The sequence below is a fragment of the Sphingomonas sp. R647 genome (assembly GCF_020177055.1).
GTDB lineage: Bacteria > Pseudomonadota > Alphaproteobacteria > Sphingomonadales > Sphingomonadaceae > Sphingomonas.
Genome location: NZ_JAIQXT010000005.1, coordinates 123222 through 138018, shown reverse-complemented (window position 1 = coordinate 138018; position 14797 = coordinate 123222). Strand labels below are relative to the sequence as shown.

Here is a 14797-nt window from a genome sequence, read left to right as displayed (position 1 = left end):
CCGAACGAGGAACCCGCATGTCGCTTAGCGCCTATCAACGTGCCCGCACTCTTGTGGAGACGCCCCGCGCAACTGAACAGCGACTGATCCGGGCCGTTACCGCGTCGCTGATGGAAGCGCGCGACCACGGCTATAGCGGTGGGCGCCTGATGGAGGCGCTGCACTGGAATCGCGAGATGTGGGATACGTTCGCCAGCGCCTGTGGCGCGCCTGGCAACGAGCTTCCCGATGCACTGCGCGCATCGATCATCTCGATCGCGCTGTGGGTCAATCGCCATGCCAGCGACGTGATGAAGGGGCGTGAGTCGCTCGATCCGCTGATCGAGGTCAATCGCTCGCTACTCGAGGGCCTTGGCGAAGGCCGCATGGCTGCGTAACCCTTGGTGGCACCGGCCTTATACCGGTGCCGCAACCTCCGCAGCATAGGCCAGGCGCAACGCCTCCGACAGGCTGCTGACGTCCAGCTTTTCCATCATGTTGGCGCGATAGATCTCCACCGTGCGCGGTGACAGGTCGAGCTGGTGGGCGATCACCTTGTTCGGCCGCCCCTCAATCAGGCCCATCAGCACTTCATGCTCACGCGGCGACAGCCGTGCGATCCGCTCGCGCGCCTGTTCGCGCCGCTCGGCAATGCCGCTCGTCTCACTGAACCGGGCAAATGCCTGGTCGAGCAGATTGAGCAGGTGATGCGGGTCATAGGGTTTTTCCAGAAAGTCGGTCGCGCCGGCCTTCATCGCCTGAACCGCCAGCGAGATATCGCCCTGACCGGTCAGCATGATCGTCAGGAACTTGGCGCTGCGCTCCTGCAGCTCGCGCATCACATCGATGCCGTTGCGTCCGGGCATCTGGAAATCGAGCAACAGCACGCCGCCGTCACTGGCCTCGATGTTATCGAGGAAAGCGTCCCCCGATGCGAACACGCGGATCACCAGATTGGGGCGCTCGGACAATAGTCCATGGAGCGACTGGCGAACCGCCTGGTCATCGTCGACGATATAAACACTCTGCATCAGTCCTCCCCCAACGGCCGCTCTATCCCTGAAACGGTAAAGCGGAATGTGGCGCCACCCTGGTCATTGTTTTGCGCCGATATTTTGCCGCCATGCGCCTCGATAATCCTGCGACAGATCAACAAGCCGATCCCCATACTGCCCGCGCCCTTCGTTGAATTGAATGGCAGAAACATCTGGTCGAGTATCGGTTTTGCCAGACCTGGCCCATTGTCGGACACGGCAAACTCGATGCGGTCGCCTTCGAGCTTGCGGGTCGCGACGCGAATGGTGCGCTGGTCTGCGGCAGTTGCACGCAAGGCCTCCAGCGCGTTGCGCATCAGATTGACCAGAACCTGTTGGATCTGGATCTTGTCGGCGAGCATGAAGGGCGCCTCTGGTGCAAGATCATACACTATCGATACGTCCAATCGCTGGGTTCCGACAAGTACCAATGCGCTGGCTTCGCGAATCGCCGCTTCTACGGGCTCGACGCGCAGATCGATATCGCGCCGCGCAACAAAATCGCGCAGCCGTCGAATGATCTCGCCAGCACGCAGCGCCTGCGCGCGCGTCGCGCGCAATTGGCCGAACAGCCGCTCGTGCAGCGGATCGGAGATTTGTTCGTTTTCGAGAATGACCTCGGCGGTGGCGATGTGGTTCGCGATCGCTGACAGGGGCTGGTTGATCTCATGCGCCAGCGCTGCCGCAAGCTCGCCCATCGCGTTGATCCGCCCGATCTGGGTCAGCTCGCTCGACAATTGCTCCAGCCGCTCTTCGCTTCGCAGCCGTTCAGACAGGTCCGTGATGAAGCCGGTGAAAACGCGATTATCCTCATACACCGCCTCACCAACATGGAGCTCGATCGGAAATTCACGGCCATTGGCGTGGAGTGCGGTCAGAATCCGGGGCCGTCCGATAATCCGCCGCTCACCCGTGCGCAGGTAGCGATCGAGGAAGCTGTCATGCCGAAGCCCATATTCGTCGTTCATCAACAGCGAGACATTCGACCCGATGACGTCGTTGGCGGTGTGGCCGAACAACCGCTCGGCCGCCGGGCTGAAGCTGAGAATCCGTCCGTGAATGTCGATCACCAGCATCGCGCTGGGCACGGTTTCGAGGATCGAGCGCATCTGCGCCTCTCGCGCGGCGAGCTGCGTGGTTTGCTGCACGCGATCGGTGACGTCGATGTTCACGCCGACCGTGCGGGTGAGCGCGCCGGCCTCGTCATAGAAGCAGCGCGCCGACCCCTCGATCGCGCGGACCGATCCGTCGGGCAGGCGAAGGCGATAGAAGAAGCTGATCTGCTCGGCCCGGCTCCACACGGCGGCCTCCAGCCGCTTGGCGAGCAGGGCGCGGTCCTCGGGAAGCATCGCCTCCTGCCACGTGGCATAGTCGCTGAGGGTCCCCGAGGGCAGCCCGAGCAGCGGTTCGGTATCGGCGAACCAGGTCAGCTTGCCCGAAGCGATATTCCATTCGAAAATGCCGATCTTGTGTGCCTGCGCCGCCAGCGACAGCCGGTCGTCGCTTTCTGCGGTCGCGCTTTGGGCGCTGAGCAGCGGGCCGAGATCGGTGACGGACAGCACGGTCACGGTGCCGCGGTCGCGATCGTCGACCTGCTGCTCGGTCTCCAGCACCTGCACCGCGCGACCGTCGCGCGCGGTTTCGACCAGTCGGCGCTGGCGATGGATGCCGCTGGCGTCCACCGCCAGCTCCTCTTCCTCGGCGCCATCGGCCGGCCGCGTCCGGAGCAGTTCCGCCTTGATTTGTCCGATGGCCTCGTCGGCGGAAAAGCCGAACAGCGCGGTACATCCCCGTGACCAGTGGGTAATGCGTCCCGCGCTGTCGATCATCACGATCGGCTGGGCGTCGAGTGTCGCGGCAAAGATGCGCAGTTTGGAGCGCTGCCGGGTCAGCCGCGCGATCGCCCACAGCAGCACCGAACCGACGATCAGTGTGTTCGCCAGCATGCCCCAGATTTCGGTCGTCTCCGGAAAGTCGCGATCGCTGAAGAAAATGAGATCCGCTGCCAGGACCAATGCGGGGGCCACCATCAGCGCCGGCACCGCGCGCAGCGGCATCGGCCATTGCTCGCCGCCATTCGGGCGATCGTCGCCCAGCGCCTGATCGGTCGCGGTCATCAGCAGGCCAACGCCCAGCAGCAACTCGGCGATATTGGTCAGGATCGGAATATGCCAGGGCTGGACCGTTCCCCCCCGCACTTCGGTCGCCAGAAGCTGGCCAGCCAGCATGAGCAGCGCGAAGCTGATGACGAGCGCAGCGACCAGCGCTGCAATCGGAGCGCCCTCCCGCTCGTTGCGGAACAGGATCACCGTCGAAGCGCCAAGCAACATGATGAGCAGGCAGGAGATCGGGCTGCCGCCATTGTTGGTAAATAGCGAGAGCGCGAGCAGCAACGATGCGACCAGTGCGACGCCGATCCCGATTGATGCGACGCGCCTGCGCGCGATGGCGCCAGGTACGCCGACGGCGATCAACGTCGCGGCGAGGATCAGATTGGCGGCGAGGGCGGGGGGCCAGGCAGCGGCAAAGCCCGGCAGCGGGCTAAAGAGTATAGGAACGTCCAGAACCCAGCCGATCAGGGCGACAGCGCAGACAAGCGCGGCTGCGACGAAACAAATTGCGGCTACCCGCCCGCGTATCGACCTCATCGGGAACCAGAGACCGCCCGGCGTCACGCCACCCCCATTACAGCCTTTGCCCCGTTTCTGTAGCTAACTTTACCCAGATTGGATGGGGTTACAACTGGTTACACAAATCGTGCGGCGACGACCGCATGGACCTCATCCTGAGTGAGGTCATTGAGGGGGAGGGAGCGCTGTGGCGACTGGCTGTGTCCCACCAGCATGCCGTCCATTCCGGCTGCGACCGCAAGGATACGAAAACCGCCTGTTTCGCGTACTGCGGCAAGTCCCCCTGCCACGGGATAACGATCCGGGTCGATGAACAGGATCGCCTGCCCGGGAAGCCCGGCGCCGAGCGTGGCACGGCACAGGCGCAGCGCGATGACCTGAGCGCCGCAGCCGGGCGGGGGCGGAATGCGCTCGCCCGTCTCCTGGTCGAGCACCAGCCCGTCCGGTCCGGCGATCCCGCGGACTGCGATCGTCGCTGCAGGGTCGCCCACGGTGGCGATCGTTGCGGGCGCCGCGGGCACGCCGGCGACATCGCCGCGCAACTCGGCCCGCAGCGCCACGATCCGTTCACGCGTCCGGCGCAGCCGCTCGTCGGGATCGCTAACCGAAGACATCCACGGGTCGAGCTCGCCGGCGCGGTGCAACTGATCGATGCGCGCGCGCAACGTCGCCTCGCTCGCGGTGCCGAACAGCTCGGCGATCGCCAGCCGGGTCGGTGCATTCCACTCCTCGAAGCTGCGCTGGGCATTTTCGATGCGCGACAGGTTGACCGGCGCGATCCCGTGGCGCTCGCCGATCGCCTGGATCGTCAGCGACCGGTCGGTCGAGCGGAGATGACGCACCGCAGCCGCGAGCAGGACGGCGAAGCGCTCGCGCTCGAGGTCCAGCATCGGCATGTTGACGAACGGGGTTGCCCAATCGTCGATCGAAAAGCCCGGCGCATCGGCATCCAGCAGCAGCGCGTCGGGCGCGACGCCGAGCACGCCCGCGACCTCGATCAGTTCATGCGCCCGCGCCGTCACCTCGCCGCGTTCGATCTTCGACAGGCGGATATAGGTGAGGCCGGGCAGGCGATGCGACAGGCCGATCAGCTTCTGATAACCCGCGCGACGGCGCAACTCTCGGATATTATTGGGAAAGATGAACGCGCGGTAGGGATCGACCGGCACGGTGCCGGGACTGGCCGCAGTCCTGAACTTGACGGGCGCGTCCATGCCCCGGTCTCCTATACCCATAATGATATAGGATAGCAGGCCTCCCGAATGCTTCCAAGTGTTTAGAGATTGAAGCGGTCAGCCAGCCCGGCGCGCTGCGGTCGACCGTGGCGGATGCGAGATCAGCGCCCAGTTTCCCGCCGGGTCAAAGCGACGGAGCGCAACCAGACTGCCCGGACGGGCAATGCGACGGTCGAGCCAGCCCGGTGCGAGCGGCCAGGGATCTTCCGGTGCGACGGCAACGCCGCTGCCGTCGGTGATCAGGCCGATGCTGTTCGGCGCCATACCGATCGGCCACCGCTGACGAACCCGCTCGAGCAGCTGCCCGGCAAGCCGCTCGCAAGCCCGCGCAGTGCGCAGCGGAGCGATGTCCTGACGCTTGAGCCAGCGATCCCAGCTTGCACCGAAATTACCGTTGGCGCCGACGCCCCATACGGCGATCAGATGGCCCGACTGGTCGAGCCAGTAGCGGGCATTGTGACAGAATTCCCGGGACAGGTCGTCCAGACCCGGATCGATGAACGGCATAAGGCCGTCGGCGCTGCCCTGAGCGGTCATGATGCTCTCGCGGATCACGGGGTTGGTCTCAGCGCGAACGGGTGGTTGTGCCGCGGACCAGCGCGGCTTCGCGCTCGTCCTGCTCAACGGCCGGGGTCTCCTGTAGCGGGGCCGGAACCACCGCGATCACGCGGCTCAGCCGGTTGTGCGGTGCATTGTGATCCGGAAGCACGCCGACCGGGGGCGTTTCCAGCTTGTCGCTGGCGCGGCGGCGCGGCGTGGTCTTGGGGCGCTCGAACATCCCGCCGAAACGGGGGTCGTTGGCGGCGATGTCGGCGATCGTCTTGGCGGCGCGCTTGGCGACCTGACGCTGGCGCTCACGCTCCTGCGGATCGGCCTCCATCTCGATGTCGGCGGCGTCGTCGGACAGGCGGCGCGCAACGGTGCGGCGCTGCGCCTCCAGCTTTTCCTCCAGCTCGGCGATCTCGGCGGGATCGATGATCGCGGCACCGGCGCGGTAACGGGGCAGGCGCGGGTCCTGGACCTGCACCGACCGGGTGTTGCGGGCGCGGCGCTTGAGCTGCTCCATCGCAACGCCGCGCAGATGATCGACATAGGCATCGAGCAGCGCTTCACGGGTCTTGACCGCGAAATGCTCGCCGGCCGCTGCCTCGGTACGCTCAAGGGCGTATTCGTCCTCGATCATGCTCTCGAGCGTGTTGGCTTCACCCTCGGCGCCGACGCTGGTCGCATGGAGCGAAACGGTGGTCGCCTCGACCTTTTTCGCCGACGGGCGCTGGTCGGTCATGACGCGGAAGCGCAGGCTCTGCAGTTCGCCGCGCAGCTGCCAGTTGACGAAGGTCGTGAACTGGGCGCGCTCGGAGTCATAGGCCTGGATCGCGCGGTGAACGCCGATCGCGCAGCACTGCTCGGCATCGTCCCAGTGGGCGGCAAGGCCGTACTGGCGGATGAAGTGGCGGATGCGCGGAGCGAGCAGCTTCAGCACATGGGCAAAGGCGCGATCGCCATGCACGCGCTGGCGATTGGTTTGCGGCTGGCCGTCCTTGGCCAGGTTCTCGATAACGGTCGCAACGGCAACTTCGAGCGCGGCAGTGGTGGTCGACATGATCGTCCCCTCGATCGTCTTCGCCGTTGCGATGCTTGCTCCGGCTACAGGGGAATGATCGCTCATTGCGGTAAATAGGAGTAAACCACTCCTATACGTAATTCCACAACATGTACTTCTACAGTATCCTGTGTCTCACGCCGCGCGCACCTGGCTGACGAAGCGATGGACCTGATCGGAGAGGGTGCTGGCCTGTCCCGACAGCGCGCTCGCGGAGGAGAAAACCTGGCTTGCCGCGGTTCCCGTGGCCTCCGACGCCTGACTGACTCCGACGATATTGGCGGACACTTCGTGCGCCGCCTGGGCGGTCTGCTGGATGTTGCGGCTGATGTCGGCGGTGGCGCTGTTCTGCTGATTCACCGCGCTGGCGATGCTGCTGCTGATCTCGGCGACCTGGCTGATGGTTGCGGTGATGCTGCCAAGGCCGGTGACGGCGCGGCGAGTCGCGTCCTGGATCTCGCGCACCTGCGCCTCGACCTCCTCGGTCATCCGCTCGGTCTGGCTGGCGAGTGCCTTGACCTCGGCGGCGACCACTTCGAACGCCTTGCCGGCCTCGCCCGCACGCGCCGCCTCGATCGAGGCGTTGAGTGCCAGCATGTTGGTTTTGCCAGCGATCTGCCCGATCAGGCCGACCACGGTGCCGATCCGCTCCGCTGCCTCGTCGAGTGCGCGGACCGTCTGGTCGGTCTGCTGCGCGTCGGTGACGGCGCGCTGAGTGGTGCGGGTGGATTCGGTGACTTGGGCGGCAATCATCTGGATCGATGCCGACAGCTGCTCGGCCGCCGACGCCACGGTCTGCACGCCAGCACTTGCCTGTTCGGCCGCAGCCGCGACGGCGAGCGCGCGGTTGTTCGCGACGCCGGTATTGTCGCTCATCGACTGGGCGCTGGCTTCCAGTTCGTTCGATGCGACGCTCAGCTGCTCGACGAGTCCCGCGACCTGCCCCTGGAAAGTCTCTGCGAGACTGGTCAGCTTCTCGTCATAAGTGACCCTGTTCTCGACAATGTAGCCCGAGATGGCGAGGTCCATGTCGATCATCACCGCCATGTTGATCGCGGTGCACAGGTCCGCCGTGCGCCGCGCCGCTGCGGGGCTCAGCGTCCGTCCGGTGCTGCTTGCGGCCAGTTCGAACAGATGGCGCAGGATGAAGGTGTAGCCGCCGATATACCAGCGCGGGTCCAGCCCGATCTTGCTGTGCATCAGGCCGATTTTCTTGACCGAGCTGACATAGGCATCGTCGAACCGCCCGGAAAACAGTGACTTCCAGTGCGCGGCCTGCGCGTTCGCGGCGCGCGGCATGGCCTCGCTGTCCTTGAACATCGCGGCGAGTTGCGGCCAGCCGCGCAGGTTGGCGTAGAATTTGTCGAGGATGCCGGGAAGCGCGCGCTCGAGCGTCGGGCCGAACTTGGTCAGCGCGCTGCGCTGGACATCGGTGAAGCCGGCAAAGGCCAGGCGTTCGACAAGTTCGGCACTCACGGTCATGGCAGGACCCTCTCATCCCAGCTGCAATCCTTACCCATATAGGAGAATTGCAGGATGGCTGGTCGCCCCCCGCGTTCTTACTTACCCATTAAGCGAACCGCTCCGGGCGCACGCGGCTGCCGACATAATTGTCCAGCCACGCGCGGTGCGCGGCGCTGGCGTCGCCGGTCCGGGCGATCGCCTGGCTGGCGCGGCCGCCGCCGATCTGGGCGCGCAGCAACAGTCCGGCACGCTCGTCGCTAAGGCCGGTCTTCAGATATTTGATCGCATCCCCCGGGCCGAGATGATGAGCGAGATAGGCGGTGCGCGCGACCGCGGACGGATCTTCGCCAGTGGCGACGCCCGATCGCTTGAGCAGCTTCAGGTTCGCCTGGGCATAGTCGGCGGTCGTTTCGATTGATGCAGCGGCGTTGTAGCGCAGCTGGAGCAAGTCCGCGCGCGCGGCGGGGCGGACCTGACCCGACCGGTCGAGCCAGCCCTTTGCCTGTGCGGTCTGGTTGAGCCAGGTGCCGCGCGTTTCGGCCATTCCCTCCCAGGTGCGGCTGAGGAACTGGCCAAGCCCCGCCGCCGATGAGCGGCTGTTGCGCGAATAGGTGTTCCACTGGCCAGTGGAATCCTTCGCGGCCTCGGCATTGACGATCGCGGCGAGCGCGGTGGCGGGAATGCCGGTGCGTTCGGCCGCGCGCTCCAGCGCCGGGGCGTGGCGGGCATTGGCGCCAAGCCGCGCAGGATCGAGCGTGATCGTGCCGACGGCTTCGGGCTGGCTGGCCTCGAGGCTGCGCAGGTCGATGTCGCGGAATTCGGGGCTGTGCAGCATGGCCGCCATCGGACGCGGCTGCGTCGCCTGACCCGCCAGCTCCAGCAGCGCGTCGAGGTCCAGCTTCTCCATATCGGGGTTCTGCGGCAGTTTCGTCTGGGCGTCCGGGGCCATCGTCCCGATCGCCGCCTGCCACAGCCGCTGCTGCGCCGAACCCAGCGCGTTGCGGTGGATCGCGGCGGCGGTCGCTGCGGTATCCGGCGAACCCAGCGGGCGGGTGTGGATCGTCATCATCGGCTGCTCCTGCGCATTTCGCGGGCGCGGCGCACGAAGCGCGCTGCGGTCAGGTCGTCGAGCATCGCCTGCTCGGCGGTCTGCGCCACGCGTTCGGCCTCGGCCTTGTACTGATCGGCGGCGTTGCCGATCGCCTTCATCGACGCATATTGCTGTGCGGCCTGACGGCGCAGCATCGTCAGTTCGACCTCGGCATCGTGGCGCAATTGCTCCAGCCGGCGGCGCTCGGCGCGTGCACGGTCGAGATAGGATTCGGCATAAAGCTGCCAGTCCATCGCGCTCAGTTCGCGCTCGCGCACGATCTTCGCGCCTAGCGCCTCGTGCAGCGACTGCATTTCCTGCAGCCGGATCGTCGCGTCGGCGATCAGCCCCTTCAGGGCATCCATATCGCGGTCGAGCGCGCGGAGGGCCGCGTCATAGGGCGTGCGCATGAGCTTCCTCCACCAATGCGTTGAGGTCGGCAAAGGCCTGATCGGCGTGACCGCGATCGCCCTTGTTCTGGGTCAGCATCGCCTCGATCTGCGGGGCGATGGCGACGGCGCGATCGACTTCCGCGTTCGATCCGGCCTTGTAGGCGCCGAGCCGGACGATCTCTTCCATATCGGCATAGGTGCCAAGCACGCGCCGCGCCGCGAGCCGCGTGGCGTTCTGATCCTCGTTCAAACAGCGGGGCAGGGTACGCGACACCGATTTGAGCAGGTCGATCGCGGGATAGCGCCCGCGCTCGGCGATCTTGCGCGTGATGACGACGTGGCCGTCGAGAATGCCGCGCACTGCGTCGGCGACCGGCTCGTTATGATCGTCGCCATCGACCAGCACTGTGAACAGGCCGGTAATCGATCCCTGTCCCGGAAGGCCGGGACCAGCACGTTCGAGCAGCCGGGGCAGCTCGGCAAAAACAGTGGGGGTGTAGCCGCGCGTCGCGGGCGGCTCACCATTGGCGAGGCCAATCTCGCGCTGCGCCATCGCAAAGCGGGTGACCGAGTCCATCAGGCACAGCACGCGCAGGCCGCGGTCGCGATAATATTCGGCGAGGGCCAGCGTGGTCCAGGCGGCCTGTCGGCGCATCAGCGCGGGCTCGTCCGACGTCGCGACGACGACGATGCTGCGCGCGAGACCCTCGGGGCCAAGGTCGTCCTCGACGAACTCCTGCACCTCGCGGCCGCGTTCGCCGATCAGTCCGATGATCGCGACATCGCATTCGGTCCAGCGTGCCAGCATCGACAGCAATACCGACTTGCCGACGCCCGACCCTGCGAACAGGCCAAGCCGCTGGCCGGTGCACAAAGGCACGAACAGGTCGAGTGCGCGGACCCCCGTTTCGATCCGCTCGCCCACGCGGGCGCGGGAGGCGGCGGGGGGCGGGGGTGCCTTGATCGGCTGGCGCGTCGCGCCTTGCGGCAGTTCGCCCTTGCCATCGACCGGGCGGCCAAGGCCATCGACCATTCGGCCGAGCCAGCCATCGCATGGACGCAGCGCGAGCGCGCCGGGGTGGAGCCAGGCGATCGTGCCGGAACTCAGCCCCTGCGGCTCGCGGAACGGCATGCATTGCGCAAGGCCAGCCTCGATTCCGGTCACTTCCGACGGGATCATCCCCTCGGGCGTGTCGATATCGATCCGCGCGCCGATCTGCGCCGCACCGGCAAGGCCCTCGACCTCGATCAGGGCGCCGCGGACCGCGGTGACGCGCCCGTGACGCTTTTCCAGCGGCAACGCGGCGATCGTCCGTGCGGCGGTGGACAGGCTGTGCACGCGATGCGCCTCAGGCTGCTTCGTTGGCCGGAGCGGTGGTGGCGTCCTCGAACTCGATCAGCGTGCGGCAGGTGGTGAGGCCGCGATAATAGCTGCCCTCGGCAACCTGACGGGCGAAGCGCACGCACGCGGCGCGGCCTTCGTCGCTGGCCATTGCGGGGATCAACAGCGTCAGCTCGTCGATCACCTGGTTCTTGTGCGCCTCCGGCTCGTCGCCGAGATACGCCATCATCGTCGCGTAATAGAGCCGACGGGCAGTGGTGGTGGCCTCTTCGGGCGCCATGATCTCACGGCCGCGCAGCAGCGCCACCTTGTTCTCTATCACCAGTTCGGTGCGGCCCTTGGCGCGCAGCATTGCGCCGTTGACTACAAGCGCTTCGCCGTCGCGCAGGGAAATTCGCAGCATCGTCACGTCCTCGTCTTGTGCGTTGCTGCATTCATAGAAGCGCGGGGACAGGCGCGGTCCCGCACCCGGAAAAAATTGCCGCCCAGCAAATTTTGCGTGGCCCAGCAGACCGATGGGCCGGGCGCCCTCCTATCATGGCCCTGACTTGCCCTTCATGGGGCGCGAACCGGAGACAGTCCTTGAGCCTTTATTCCGCACTTTATGCCGGCGTGTCCGGTCTCGGCGCCGAAGCGACTGCAATGGCCGTCGTTGCCGACAACATCAGCAACATCAACACGGTCGGATACAAGGGCAGCGATACTCAGTTCCGCACGCTTGTCAGCGACGGCCGTGCGCGGTCGGCCTATACGGCGGGTGGCGTGATGGCGGCGCCCCAGGCGCTGATTTCGAAACAGGGTCTGCTTCAGGCGTCGAGCAGCACGACCGATCTTGGCATCGAAGGCGGTGGCTTCTTCGTCGTGCGTGAAGCGCTGGATGGCAATGATGTCGCGTTCACCCGCGCCGGTTCGTTCCGGCCCGACGAATTCGGTTTCCTGCGCAACGCGTCGGGCATGTATCTTCAGGGCTGGCGTCTCGACAGCTTCGGCGAATTCACCAACACCGGCAACGTCCAGGCACTGACCCCGGTGCGTGTCAGCGACCTCACCGGCGCAGCCGCCCCGACGACGAAGATCGACGTGCGCGCCAATCTGCAATCAACCGCACCGCTCTACGCGGGTACCTATGCGACGGGCGACATTGCCAACGGGACGGCCACGCCAAGCTTCAGCCGCTCCTTCGACATTTTCGATGCACAGGGCACCTCGCACCGCGTGACCATGGCCTATATCCGCACCGGCCCGAACAGCTGGCAGGGCGAACTTTTTGCCGAGCCCCCCACCGACGTCACCGCACCCGACGGCGTTATGGCGAGCGGCGAGCTGCGGTTCAATCCCGACGGCAGCCTGATCCGCGATGACTCGGTCTATACCTCTGACCTGTTCGATCCGGTCAACGTGACCTGGAGCAACGGCGCCGGCGCCGTGCCGATCCGGCTGGGACTGGGCGAGAATGGCACGATCAGCGGCCTCAGCCAGTTTGGTTCGGAATCGGCGATGATCGCCGCGACCACCGATGGCGGCGTGCTCGGCAACATCGCCTCGATCCAGGTCTCGGAAATCGGCCTGCTCAGCGCAGTGTTCGACAATGGCGTGACCCGTCCGGTCTTCCAGCTTCCGGTCGCGACCTTCCCCAACCCGGACGGTCTGACCCGCATCTCCGGCAACGCCTATCTGCTGTCGGACAAGTCGGGCAACGCCTCGATCGACATCGCGGGCGCGCTTGGGGCGGGCAAGATCCGCTCGAGCACGCTTGAGGCGTCGACGGTCGATCTGGCGCAGGAATTCAGCAACATGATCCGCTTCCAGCGCGCCTACAGTGCCGCGTCGAAGATCATCACCACGGTCGACGACATGTTGGCCGAAGTCAGCAACCTCAAGCGCTGATCGTTGAACGGGCGGGGGAGCTGACGTGTCGATATCCGAGATTCTGGGGGCTGCCGTATCGGGCATGAGCGCGGCGCAGGCCGGGCTCAAGACCGTGTCGACGAACATCGCCAATGTCGGCACCCCCGGCTATGCTCGCGAACGCGCGAACCAGGCCGCCGCCGTCCATTCCGACCGGGTCAGTGGCGTCGTCGTCGGCGAACCGACCCGTATCGCGGACAAATTCCTCGAAGCTGCCGTCTATCGCCGTGCCAACGACCTTGGCAATTCGGAGGTGACGGCAAGTTATCTTGACCGGGTGCAGACGCTGCTCGGTGCGCCTGGATCGGAATCAGCGATTCCGGCGCGGCTCAATTCGATCAACAGCGCCGCAATTGCCATGACCGGTGCGCTCGGTGCCGAACAGAATGCGGCCGACTTCATCGCCCGCACCACTGACGCCATCGGGACGCTGCAGCGGCTCGATACCGACATCTCGATGCTGACCGGCGACGTTGATTCCGAGACGGGCCTGACGGTCGAGCGGATCAACGCGCTGCTCAAGCAGATCCATTCGCTCAACGACGCGGTCTCGCGGCTCGACGGGCTCGGTCGCAGCCCTGCCGGCACAGCCGACCAGCGGAACAACGCCGTGCAGGAACTCAGCAGCCTGATGGCGGTGACGGTCCGCGAACAGCCCAATGGGCGGCTGCTGGTCGAGACCGCCGGTGGCGCGCCGCTGCTCGATACCCGGTTGCGCTTGCTGTCCTACCCCACGTCTAAGTCCGGGTCGGGCGCGGCGCTGGCCGAATATCCCGGCATCGACATCCGCTTTGCCACTGAAGCGGGCGCGCTCGGTGCGGCGACCGGCGACCGGGTGGAATCCTCGGCGGTCGGGGGCAAGCTCGGCGGTCTGCTCGAACTGCGCGATCGCACCCTGCCGGGGTTCCGTGATCAGCTCGGCACGCTGTTCACCGGCCTGGCCCGCGCGCTCAACGGTGCGTCAAATGCCGCCAGCGCCGTCCCGGCACCCAACCGACTCAATGGCACGAGCACCGCGCTCGCCAGTGGAGACCGACTTGGATTTACCGGCGCCAGCATCTTTGCGGTGATGGGTTCGGACGGCACGATCGTCGCCCGCACGCGCATCGACTTCGACGCGATGGGCGCGGGCGCGACCGTCGGTGACGCCGTTGCTGCGATCAATGCGGGGCTGGGCGGCGCTGGCGTGGCCAGCTTCGCGGACGGCCGCCTGACGATCGACGCCGTTGGCACCGGTCGCGGTGTTGCGGTTGCCGATGATCCCGTCGCGCCAGCCAATCGCGGCGGCGTCGGGTTCAGCCAGTATTTCGGGCTTAACGACGTCGTCCGGACCGAGGGCGCGTTGATGGTCCCCGCCGGCTTTGCCGCCGGCGATCCGCACGGCTTTGCCGCCGGAAGCACGTCGGACATCATGCTGCGCGATTCATCGGGGCGGGTGATCGCGCGCACGACCCTCACCGCGGCGGCAGGGGGCACGATGGGCGACCTCGTGACGCAGCTCAACGCGAGCCAGGTCGGCACGTTCGGCACGTTCTCGATCGACACCAGCGGCCGGTTCCGGTTTGAACAGGCGGCCGGCGTCACCGGCACCTCGATCTCGGTCCCGTCCGACGCGACCGCCCGGTACGACACCGGCATCTCGTTCACCGCATTGTCCGGACTGACCGGCAGCGCCAGCGGACTTGCCGCAGGCGGGGTCGCACCCGACCTGCGCAACAGCCCGGGCAAGCTGCCGCTCGCGATCTTCAATACCAGTGCTGCCGTGGGCGAGCGCGGGGTGCTGGCGTCCGACACGCGCGCCGCGCAATTCTACACTGACAGCTTTGGCCGCGTGAACGACCTCGGCAAGGAGGGCAATGTCTCGCTGGAGCGATATGCGTCGCTGATCCTTGGCGAGACCGGCACCAGCGCGGCCAACGCCCAGACCCGATACGAGGACGCCTCGGCGCGCAGCCAGGACGCGATCACGCGCCGCGATTCCTATGCCGGCGTCAATATCGACGAGGAATTGTCGCTGATGATCGTCCTCCAGAACAGCTATTCCGCCGCCGCGCGCGTCGTGCGGGTCGCCGACGAAATGTACCAGGCCCTGCTCGGGACCGTGGGTTGAGGATCGAATA

13 protein-coding genes are annotated in these 14797 nt (G+C 66.2%); 3 read left to right on the top strand and 10 right to left on the bottom strand.

Going from position 1 to position 14797, the window contains the following annotated elements:
- The first annotated feature begins 17 nt into the window (after positions 1–17).
- Positions 18–377, top strand: a complete 360-nt coding sequence (gene flaF, locus K9B35_RS13585) for a flagellar biosynthesis regulator FlaF (RefSeq protein ID WP_224922392.1) — start codon at positions 18–20, stop codon at positions 375–377.
- 18 nt (positions 378–395) lie between these two features.
- Here the strand turns inward: flaF and K9B35_RS13580 are convergent, their stop codons facing one another.
- The 10 genes from K9B35_RS13580 to K9B35_RS13535 all read right to left on the bottom strand — a co-directional run bounded on the left by K9B35_RS13580 (position 396) and on the right by K9B35_RS13535 (position 11172).
- A complete protein-coding gene (locus K9B35_RS13580; RefSeq protein ID WP_224922391.1) occupies positions 396–1010 on the bottom strand; it encodes a response regulator transcription factor in 615 nt (204 codons plus the stop codon).
- Positions 1010–3661, bottom strand: coding sequence for a PAS domain S-box protein (locus K9B35_RS13575; protein WP_224922390.1), 2652 nt, complete (start codon positions 3659–3661; stop codon positions 1010–1012). The genes K9B35_RS13580 and K9B35_RS13575 overlap by 1 nt, the downstream gene beginning before the upstream one ends.
- 98 nt (positions 3662–3759) lie before the next feature.
- Positions 3760–4857, bottom strand: a complete 1098-nt coding sequence (locus K9B35_RS13570) for a helix-turn-helix transcriptional regulator (protein ID WP_224922389.1) — start codon at positions 4855–4857, stop codon at positions 3760–3762.
- Between the two features lie 78 nt (positions 4858–4935).
- Positions 4936–5415 (bottom strand): hypothetical protein, encoded by a 480-nt coding sequence (locus K9B35_RS13565; protein ID WP_224922388.1) that lies wholly within the window; start codon positions 5413–5415, stop codon positions 4936–4938.
- Between the two features lie 28 nt (positions 5416–5443).
- On the bottom strand, positions 5444–6547 hold the full coding sequence (locus K9B35_RS13560) for a sigma-70 family RNA polymerase sigma factor (protein ID WP_224922387.1): 1104 nt from the start codon (positions 6545–6547) through the stop codon (positions 5444–5446).
- A 69-nt stretch (positions 6548–6616) separates the two neighbouring features.
- Positions 6617–7957 (bottom strand): protoglobin domain-containing protein, encoded by a 1341-nt coding sequence (locus tag K9B35_RS13555; RefSeq protein ID WP_224922386.1) that lies wholly within the window; start codon positions 7955–7957, stop codon positions 6617–6619.
- A gap of 94 nt (positions 7958–8051) precedes the next feature.
- Positions 8052–9014: a peptidoglycan-binding protein gene (locus K9B35_RS13550; RefSeq protein WP_224922385.1), complete on the bottom strand. Its 963-nt coding sequence runs from the start codon at positions 9012–9014 to the stop codon at positions 8052–8054.
- Positions 9011–9445 carry a hypothetical protein gene (locus K9B35_RS13545; protein ID WP_224922384.1) on the bottom strand — a complete coding sequence of 145 codons (435 nt, stop codon included), beginning with the start codon at positions 9443–9445 and terminating at the stop codon, positions 9011–9013. Before K9B35_RS13545 ends, K9B35_RS13550 begins: the two co-directional genes overlap by 4 nt.
- A complete protein-coding gene (gene fliI, locus K9B35_RS13540; RefSeq protein WP_224922383.1) occupies positions 9429–10766 on the bottom strand; it encodes a flagellar protein export ATPase FliI in 1338 nt (445 codons plus the stop codon). Before fliI ends, K9B35_RS13545 begins: the two co-directional genes overlap by 17 nt.
- 10 nt (positions 10767–10776) lie before the next feature.
- Positions 10777–11172 carry a flagellar biosynthesis repressor FlbT gene (locus K9B35_RS13535; RefSeq protein ID WP_224922382.1) on the bottom strand — a complete coding sequence of 132 codons (396 nt, stop codon included), beginning with the start codon at positions 11170–11172 and terminating at the stop codon, positions 10777–10779.
- Between the two features lie 179 nt (positions 11173–11351).
- On the opposite strand from K9B35_RS13535, the gene K9B35_RS13530 reads away from it, so the two are divergent.
- Positions 11352–12656: a flagellar hook protein FlgE gene (locus K9B35_RS13530; RefSeq protein ID WP_224922381.1), complete on the top strand. Its 1305-nt coding sequence runs from the start codon at positions 11352–11354 to the stop codon at positions 12654–12656.
- A 25-nt stretch (positions 12657–12681) separates the two neighbouring features.
- Positions 12682–14787: a FlgK family flagellar hook-associated protein gene (locus K9B35_RS13525; protein ID WP_224922380.1), complete on the top strand. Its 2106-nt coding sequence runs from the start codon at positions 12682–12684 to the stop codon at positions 14785–14787.
- Positions 14788–14797: the final 10 nt, after the last annotated feature.